We start from the raw sequence: 7946 nt of genomic DNA, 5'->3' as shown, positions 1-7946 counted from the left end.
GGGGACAGCATGGCCAGCGCCTCGTCACCGAGCGGGTTGACGCCCGGTCCGGCGACCAGGGAGTGGGCGACCAGCACGTGCAGGCACTTCACGCGGTCCGGCATGCCGCCCGCGCTGGGGAAACCGCTCAGCACCTCGATGGCGTCGCGGCGGGCGAGGTAATCCTCGTGGGCCGCGCGATAGGCGTCGGCCAGCTCCGGGTCCGCCGCGAGCCGGGCCGTCATCTCGCGCATCACGCCGTTCGCCTCCAGCGTGCCGATCGCGGAGGAGGCGCGCGGGCAGGTCAGGTAGTACGTGGTGGGGAACGGGGTGCCGTCCGGCAGCCGCGGAGCCGTCTCCACGACGTCCGGCAGGCCGCAGGGGCAACGGTGCGCGATCGCGCGCAGCCCGCGCGGCGGGCGGCCCAACTGCTCACGGAACGCGGCCACATCCGCGTCCGTGGGTGTCGTGTGCTCGGTCAGCGGCGGGGGCGTGTCCATCGGTTGTCGCATCTCTCTGCGGTGGGGCGAGCTCTCTGCGGTGGGACCTACGGGAAGGGACCGGGGCGGGGATCAGCGGCCGCGGTCGGCCGAGTCGACGCCGTCCCAGAGATTCTGGTACCAGGCCCGGTCGGCGGGGCGCCGGTCGGTCGGCCGGCGTGCGTCGCCGGTACCGTCCCGCACGGTGTAGCCGGTCTCGCCCGGACGTACGAAGTGCAGGTGCTCGCGGGCCCGTTGCTCGATGTAGGCCGGGTCCTGCCAGCGTGCCCGCTGCTCGCGCAGCCGCTTCACCTGCTCGCGCGCGTGCTCCGCCTGGCGCCGCTGGTCGGCGATCTCGGAGCGCTGCGAGACGTACTGCCGCATCGGGTACGCGAGCGCAACGACCAGCGAGCAGACGACCAGCGCCAGCATCGCGGCCCGCCCGGTGAGGCGGCTGCGGCGCGGAGCGCGCACGCTGCCGCCACGGGCACGGTAGACACGTTCGGCGGCCTGGGCGCCGAGCGCCCTGAGCCTGGTCGCGGTGGAGAACCGATCCGCGGGCACGTTCCTCCCCTGACAGCTGTACGTAAGGCTGCGGGCCCCGACCACACGGGAAGCCGACGCGAAGCCCCCGCCACCGTACGGGAACAGTGGCGGGGACGGGCGCAACGACGGCCGGTCGGACCTACGGGCGGCCGGATCAGCCCTTGTAGCGGGGTCAGCCCTTATAGCGGGGGAAGGCGCTGCGGCCCGCGTACACCGCCGCGTCGTCGAGGATCTCCTCGATGCGCAGCAGCTGGTTGTACTTGGCGACGCGCTCGGAGCGGGCCGGGGCACCGGTCTTGATCTGGCCGCAGTTGGTGGCGACGGCGAGGTCGGCGATGGTGACGTCCTCGGTCTCGCCGGAGCGGTGCGACATCATGCACTTGAAGCCGTTGCGCTGGGCCAGCTCCACCGCGTCCAGGGTCTCGGTGAGCGAACCGATCTGGTTGACCTTCACCAGCAGCGCGTTCGCCGCGCCGTCCTCGATGCCGCGGGCGAGGCGCTCGGGGTTGGTGACGAAGAGGTCGTCGCCCACGAGCTGCACCTTGCCGCCGAGCCGCTCGGTGATGGTCTGCCAGCCGGCCCAGTCGTCCTCGTACAGCGGGTCCTCGATGGAGACCAGCGGGTAGGCGTCGACCAGTTCGGCGTAGTAGTCCGTCATCTCGGCGGCGGTGCGCTCCTTGCCCTCGAAGGAGTAGACGCCGTCCTTGTAGAACTCGGACGCGGCGACGTCCAGCGCGAGCGCGATGTCCTGGCCGACGGTGTAACCGGCCTTCTGGATCGCCTCGATGATCAGGTCGAGTGCCTCGCGGTTGGAGCCGAGATTCGGCGCGAAACCGCCCTCGTCGCCCAGGCCGGTGGCCAGGCCGCGCTCCTTCAGCACGCCCTTGAGCGCGTGGTAGGTCTCCGCACCCCAGCGCAGCGCCTCGGAGAAGGACTCCGCGCCGATCGGGGCGATCATGAACTCCTGTACGTCCACGTTGGAGTCCGCGTGCGAGCCGCCGTTGAGGATGTTCATCATCGGGACCGGCAGCACGTGCGCGTTCGGGCCGCCGAGGTAGCGGAAGAGCGGCAGGTCGGAGGCCTCGGAGGCGGCATGCGCGACGGCGAGCGAGACGCCGAGAATGGCGTTGGCGCCGAGCGAGGACTTGTCCGCGGTGGCGTCCAGGTCGAACATCGCCTGGTCGATGAGGCGCTGCTCGGTGGCGTCGTACCCGACCAGCTCCGGGCCGATCTGCTCGATGACGGCGAGTACGGCCTTCTCGACACCCTTGCCGCCGTAGCGGCCGGTGTCACCGTCGCGGAGTTCAAGGGCCTCGAAAGCCCCGGTCGAGGCGCCCGACGGGACGGCAGCACGGCCGGTACTGGCGTCGTCGAGGCCGACCTCGACCTCGACCGTGGGGTTGCCTCGCGAGTCGAGGATCTCGCGGGCTACGACGACGTCGATGGACGGCACGAGGGTCTCCTTCGTCTGTGTCTGGCTTACTGCACCAGAGCCTAACGGGCGCGGGGCCATGACCCGCTCGGCCACTCGTGTCATACGGCCATGCGGCACACGAAGGCCCAGTTCAGGGCCGCTGCGCGCGTCACCTATTTTGTTTGGCGGGGGAAGAAAAGGGGTTCCGCGGGAGCGGCGGGCGGAGCGGTCAGAGCCGCAGTTCCTGCCCGGGCAGGATCAGGTCGGGGTCGGAGCCGACGACGTCACGGTTGCGCTCGTACAGCTCACTCCAGCCGCCGCGGACACCGTCCTCGGCGGCGATGCCGGAGAGCGACTCACCCCGGCTGACGCGGTGGTCACGGGCGGCGTCCGAGCCGGCGCCGGCGTCACGACCGTCGCGGGAGGCGTGCTCGTCCTCGGCCGGGCTGCCGCGGTGCTTCCCCGTGCCGGGGCGTTCGCCGGGCCGTTCCGTGGAGTCCTCGCCGTCCGGCCCGGGGGTGTTCCCGGACGAGGGGGACCCGGACGGGGACTCGGGCTGCGACGGCTTCACGGAGTCGTCCGGCTCAACCGAGCCGGACGAGCCGGACGAGCCGGATGAGTCGGACGAGTCAGGCGATTCGGATGGTTCGTCCGCATCGTCGCCCGGCGTCGGCAGGATCGAGTGGTCCGGGAGCTCAAGGATGCCGCCGTCTGCGGAGTCCTCTGCGGCACCCTCTCCGGAATCGCTGCCGCCGCCCTCGTCAGCCGGTGCGGTCTCCGAGGGGGAGGAATAGGGGCGTTCGGGTACGGGTTCGTCCGCACCCGCCTCCGTCTCCCCCGAGCCGGCCTCCGGCGCCGCCGCCGAGTCCTCCGTCAACCCGTTACTCTCCGCACAGTTGGACCACACCTCCGGCCCCTGGTCGTCGAGGATCTTCTCCGCCACGGCTATCTGCTGGCCACGGCTGGCGAGATCGGGGCGCTCGGCGTACTCCGTGCCGCCGTACCGCTCCCAGGTCTCCTCGGTCAACTGCAGCCCGCCGTAATAGCCGTTCTGCTCGTTGGCGCTCCACAGGCCGCCGCTCTCGCACTCGGCGACCCGGTCCCAGGTCGAGGAGTCCGCGGCCTGCGCGCTCGTCGCCCCGAGCAGCGGAATGGCCAGGCCCGCGCCCGTCACACCCGCGGTGACCAGCAGTTGCGGAGCCTGACGGGGGCGGCGGTGGCGACCGTTCCCGGAACGCAGGGGCGGCATGGGTGACCTCTCGTAGGGACAGGAGCGAGCGGCCCGAACGTAACCTCGAACCGGCATCATCACAAGCCAATGTCACACAGATCACGCCGAGGTCACACCGGTGATGCTCCGTCACTTCCTTCACACGAGTTCTCCGGCCGGCCCTCGGCCGTGAACTCCACCGGCAGCGTGCGCAGTCCGCGCATGATGAGGCCGCCGCGCCAGCGCAGCTCGGAGGGGTCCGCCGCCAGCCGGAGGTCGGGCAGCCGGCGCAGCAGCGCCGCCAGGGCGGTCCGTCCCTCGAGCCGGGCCAGCGGTGCGCCTACGCAGTAATGGATGCCGTGCCCGTACCCCAGGTGCTGGTTGTCGCGCCGGCTGAGGTCCAGCGTGTCCGGGTGGTCGAACTTGGCCGGGTCCCGGTCGGCGGCGGCCAGCACCACCAGCACCGGTTCGCCCTCGGCGATGCGCGCTCCGCCGAGCACGAGCGGCTCGGTCGCGAAACGCCAGGTCGCCAGCTCCACCGGACCGTCGTAGCGCAGCAGTTCCTCGACCGCCGTGGCCAGCAGCCCCTCGTCGCCGCCGTCCGCCGCCACCGCCCGCCGCAACCGGTCCCGCTGGCCGGGGTGGTTCAGCAGCGCGTACGTGCCGTTCCCGATCAGGTTGACCGTTGTCTCGAAGCCCGCGAAGAGGAGGATGAAGGCCATCGCGGCGGCCTCGTCCGCGGAGAGATGCTCCCCGTGGTCGCTGGCGCGGATCAGTCCGGAGATCAGGTCCTCGCCGGGGTTCTCGCGCTTGCGGTCGATCAGTTCGGCGAGATAGGCGCGGATCTTCTTCACGGCCCGGCCGACACCGCCGCGCGGCCCGCCCGGCTGTCCCGGCCCGCCCGGCGCTCCCGGCTTCTGGTGCCGCAGCATCATCCCGGCCCAGTCACGGAAGTCGTCCTGGTCCTCGGCCGGGACGCCGAGCATGTCGCAGATGGCGTAGATCGGCAGCGGAAAGGCGAACTCGTGGATGAGATCCGCGCTCCCTCGCCCCGCGAAGCCGTCGATGAGCTGGTCGGTCAGTTCCCGTACACGCGGCTCGAACTCCGCCACCCTGCCCGGCGTGAACGCCTTCGACACCAGCCGCCGCAGCCGCGTGTGGTCGGGCGGGTCGATGTTCAGCAGGTGCGTCATCAGGTTCGCGCTGCGCTCGCCCGGGATGCCGACCTTGCCCTTGCCGTGCGCGGACCGCTCGCTGTGGTGTCCCGGGTTCTTGCTCAGCCGCTGGTCCGCGAGGGCCTGCCGGGCGTCGGCGTAGCGGGTGACCAGCCACGCCTCGACCCCGCTGGGCAGCTCCGTCTTCCGTACGGGCGCGTGCTCGCGCAGCCACGCGTAAGCCGGATACGGGTCGGCCGCGAACTCCCGGCCGAAGAGCGGGGGCATGGGGTCGGTGGTCTCGTCTCGCACGTCTCGACGCTAGCCGGTGGGGGCGTCGGCCGACGGGCCGGTACGTGCGGGATCCGGCGGGCGCCTCAGGTGCTCAGGTGTGTCCGGCACCGCCGCTGCCGAACGACCCGCTGCTGCCCTCGTCCCACTTCGGCCGTGGCTGCTCGTGTTCGCCCGGGTGGCTGTCGGAATCGAAGTCCTTGAACTCGTACGGCATCCGCCGCTGCCCGTCGTGCGGCACCTCGTCGGGGACCCGGTGGCTGGTCTCATAGCCCGGGTGCTCGTCCGGGCCGGGCTCGCCGGGGCTGGAGGGGCGCTGGTCACCACGCTTCCGGATGCGGATGCCGTAGGAGACCGCGAAGATCAGGGCGGCCACCACCACGAGGCCCACGATCAGCGGGGCGATGCCCACCAAGTGGTCACGGCTGACGGCGAGCGTCAGAAGCGAAGCGAGTTCGGTGTGCGCTGCGTACATGGCTCTCGGGTACCCCGGCTCCGGCGGGTATGCGAAGAGGTTTCGCATACCGGGTATACCGCATATATCGTACCGCCGCACTCCGGGCTGCGTTCACTCCCGGGCCGGTCTCACTCCGGTTCGGCACTCTCCTCCGCGAGGCCCTCCGCGGTACGGATCGCGTCCCGGTACGTACGCGCCGCCGCCCGCAGCGCCCTCTCCGGGTCCGTCCCCGCCGCCTCGGCGCGCACCGCCAGCGCCAGCAGCTCGTAGCCGATCCCGCCGTCGGCGGCGGCGGAAGAGGCGCCACCGGCGTCCGCTGCGGGCACCCCCTCGGGCAGCTCGAGCTTCGCCATCCGCACCCGCCCCGCCAGCTTCGCGGCCAGCGCCAGCGCGGGCTGTTCCAGCGGAATCCCCGCCGTCACCGAGTCCCGCCGCTTCTCGGCCGCCTTCGTCCGCATCCAGTGCTCCCGTACGTCCTCGGCCGTCGCTGCCTGCTCCTCGCCGAAGACGTGCGGGTGCCGGTGGATCAGCTTCTCGACGAGCCCCCCGGCCACATCGTCGATGGAGAACGGCTCGTCCGGGTCCTCCTGCGCGATCCGGGCGTGGAAGACGACCTGGAGCAGCACGTCACCCAGCTCCTCGCACAGGGCGCCCCGGTCCCCCTCCTCGATGGCCTCGACGAGTTCGTACACCTCCTCGATGGCGTACTTGACCAGCCCTTCGTGCGTCCGCGCACCGCTCCACGGGCAGTCGGCGCGAATCCGGTCCATGACCTGTACGAGGTCAAGGAGCCGGGCGCCGGGCAGATCGTAGGAACCGGGCAGCAGCTCCAGCTCCGGCATCGACATACGTCCCGACCCGGCCAGCGCGGCCAGCCCGTCGGTCAGCCGGGGCTCACCCTCGGCGGCGGCGATGACGACGGTGCTGCGGCCGTCGGCGGAGGCGTCGACCAGTTCCCGCGCGGTCGGTTCGCTCCCGGCGTCGATGTCGACGCCCGCCTCCCGCACGTACGGCAACTGCGGGTGCTCCGGGTCGCCGCAGACGACGCGATCGGCCTCGCGCAGCGCCTGCCAGGCGGGCCAGGACAGCAGCCCGGGGGCCACGCGGTGGCTGGTGGTGAGGAGGATGATGCGGCCGGTACGGGGAGATGCGTTCACCCGACGAACGTAACGCAGCGGCTCCCCGACCGGATCATCGTCAGGGCTGCCGGATCACTGTGCGGGCTGCTGCCGCTGGTCGGCCTGGCGGCCGGAGAGGTCCCGCAGCCACGGCTCCTTCTCACTGCCGAGGGTGGACTGCTTGGCGTCCCACTTCCCGTAGCGCGGACTGACGCTGATCTTCATGGCCCGGGAGGTCTCGCCGAGCTTCTCGTTCAACTGCGCGTTGGCCTGCGGCGACCGGGGGTCGATGCCTTCGGCCTTGGCGATCTTGTCGAGGGCCAGCTGCATGCGCAGGCGGGCGTCGATCTCGCCGGGTGCGATGGCCTGCTGCTGGAGCAGCGCCGCCTCGAGCTGCTTGGCGCCGCCCGCCTGCTTCTCCAACTGCCTGCGGGCCTCGCCCACTTCGCGACGGGTGACGGAGATCCCCGCCTCCTTGGCGGCATGCTTGACGATGCGGTCGTGGATCAGGCCGTTGAGGGTGGCGCGGGTCAGCCGGCCGCTCTGCTTGATCATCTGCTCGCTGCGGGGCGCGGCGCGCTGGGCCTCGCGCACCTCGTTCACCTTCGCCTGCAACTGCCCCATGCTGATGCGTTCACCGCCCAGCACCGCTGCCGCGCCGGGGTGCGCGTCGTTGCCGCAGCCGGTGAGCAGCGGCGCCGCGACGACCAGCGCGGCGACACCGCAGACGGTGAGCGCGGACTTGCGGCGACGGCTTGGCTTGGGGCTGTGCATGGGGCGGGCCTCCCGGGCGGCGGCGAGGGTCGTGCGACATCTGCATGACCTGGCGTTGATCGATGCTATGCAGTCGAATCGGCCGTGACCACTGCTTCCGCTTTCTTCCGGACAACGATTCGGCCGACTTGCCTCACTTGTCGGCAGGCAGCAGCCGGAAGGCGGAGTGACCGGTGAGGGGCCGGACGGCCCGGAAGAGTGCAAGCAGCGCCGAAGTGTCAGCGATCGCGACGGGGACGGTCACTCGCCGAAGCGCTCCGCCAGTCCGTACGGGCCGAGAGGTACCGCTCGGCGGGTCTTGAGGACCGTCCGCGCTCGGGCCGCCCCGTCGAGCAGGTGCCGTACTCCTGCTGTCCCGACCCCTGTTGCACGGGACTGCCGGATGGTGAGCGTCGATGTCCGCGCCATAGCGTCCCGTTCATGACCTTGACCACGACCTGTGCGGGACGCTCAGCCGTCGCCGCCGCGACCGTTCTCGCGCTCGCCATGCCGCTGCCGGTCCTCACGGCGGCGGGAGCGACGGC

General features: G+C 71.6%; 8 protein-coding genes. All 8 read right to left on the bottom strand.

Translation table 11 applies throughout. From position 1 onward, the window contains the following. Positions 1-479 (bottom strand): DUF501 domain-containing protein (locus ACRDP3_RS07090; RefSeq protein ID WP_431515974.1); only part of this gene is annotated, 479 nt, incomplete at its 3' end. A 72-nt stretch (positions 480-551) separates the two neighbouring features. Beyond that, positions 552-1022 (bottom strand): FtsB family cell division protein, encoded by a 471-nt coding sequence (locus ACRDP3_RS07085; protein ID WP_431515972.1) that lies wholly within the window; start codon positions 1020-1022, stop codon positions 552-554. Between the two features lie 154 nt (positions 1023-1176). Then, a complete protein-coding gene (gene eno / locus ACRDP3_RS07080) occupies positions 1177-2457 on the bottom strand; it encodes a phosphopyruvate hydratase (protein WP_431515971.1) in 1281 nt (426 codons plus the stop codon). Positions 2458-2647: 190 nt separating this feature from the next. After that, positions 2648-3667 carry a transglycosylase family protein gene (locus ACRDP3_RS07075; RefSeq protein ID WP_431515970.1) on the bottom strand — a complete coding sequence of 340 codons (1020 nt, stop codon included), beginning with the start codon at positions 3665-3667 and terminating at the stop codon, positions 2648-2650. A 92-nt stretch (positions 3668-3759) separates the two neighbouring features. After that, positions 3760-5070, bottom strand: a complete 1311-nt coding sequence (locus tag ACRDP3_RS07070) for a cytochrome P450 family protein (RefSeq protein ID WP_431515973.1) — start codon at positions 5068-5070, stop codon at positions 3760-3762. A gap of 97 nt (positions 5071-5167) precedes the next feature. After that, the gene (locus tag ACRDP3_RS07065; RefSeq protein WP_431515969.1) at positions 5168-5548 is read right to left on the bottom strand and encodes a DUF6479 family protein; all 381 of its coding nucleotides are present in this window, start codon (positions 5546-5548) and stop codon (positions 5168-5170) included. Positions 5549-5658: 110 nt separating this feature from the next. Beyond that, entirely contained in the window at positions 5659-6687 is a 1029-nt protein-coding gene (locus ACRDP3_RS07060; RefSeq protein ID WP_431515968.1) for a nucleoside triphosphate pyrophosphohydrolase, read from the bottom strand. A 54-nt stretch (positions 6688-6741) separates the two neighbouring features. Next, a complete protein-coding gene (locus ACRDP3_RS07055) occupies positions 6742-7422 on the bottom strand; it encodes a SurA N-terminal domain-containing protein (RefSeq protein WP_431515967.1) in 681 nt (226 codons plus the stop codon). Positions 7423-7946: the final 524 nt, after the last annotated feature.

The organism is Streptomyces sp., from assembly GCF_050698815.1.
Classification (GTDB): domain Bacteria; phylum Actinomycetota; class Actinomycetes; order Streptomycetales; family Streptomycetaceae; genus Streptomyces.
Note: the sequence above shows the minus strand (reverse complement) of the source record. Positions and strands in the feature narration are given on the sequence as shown.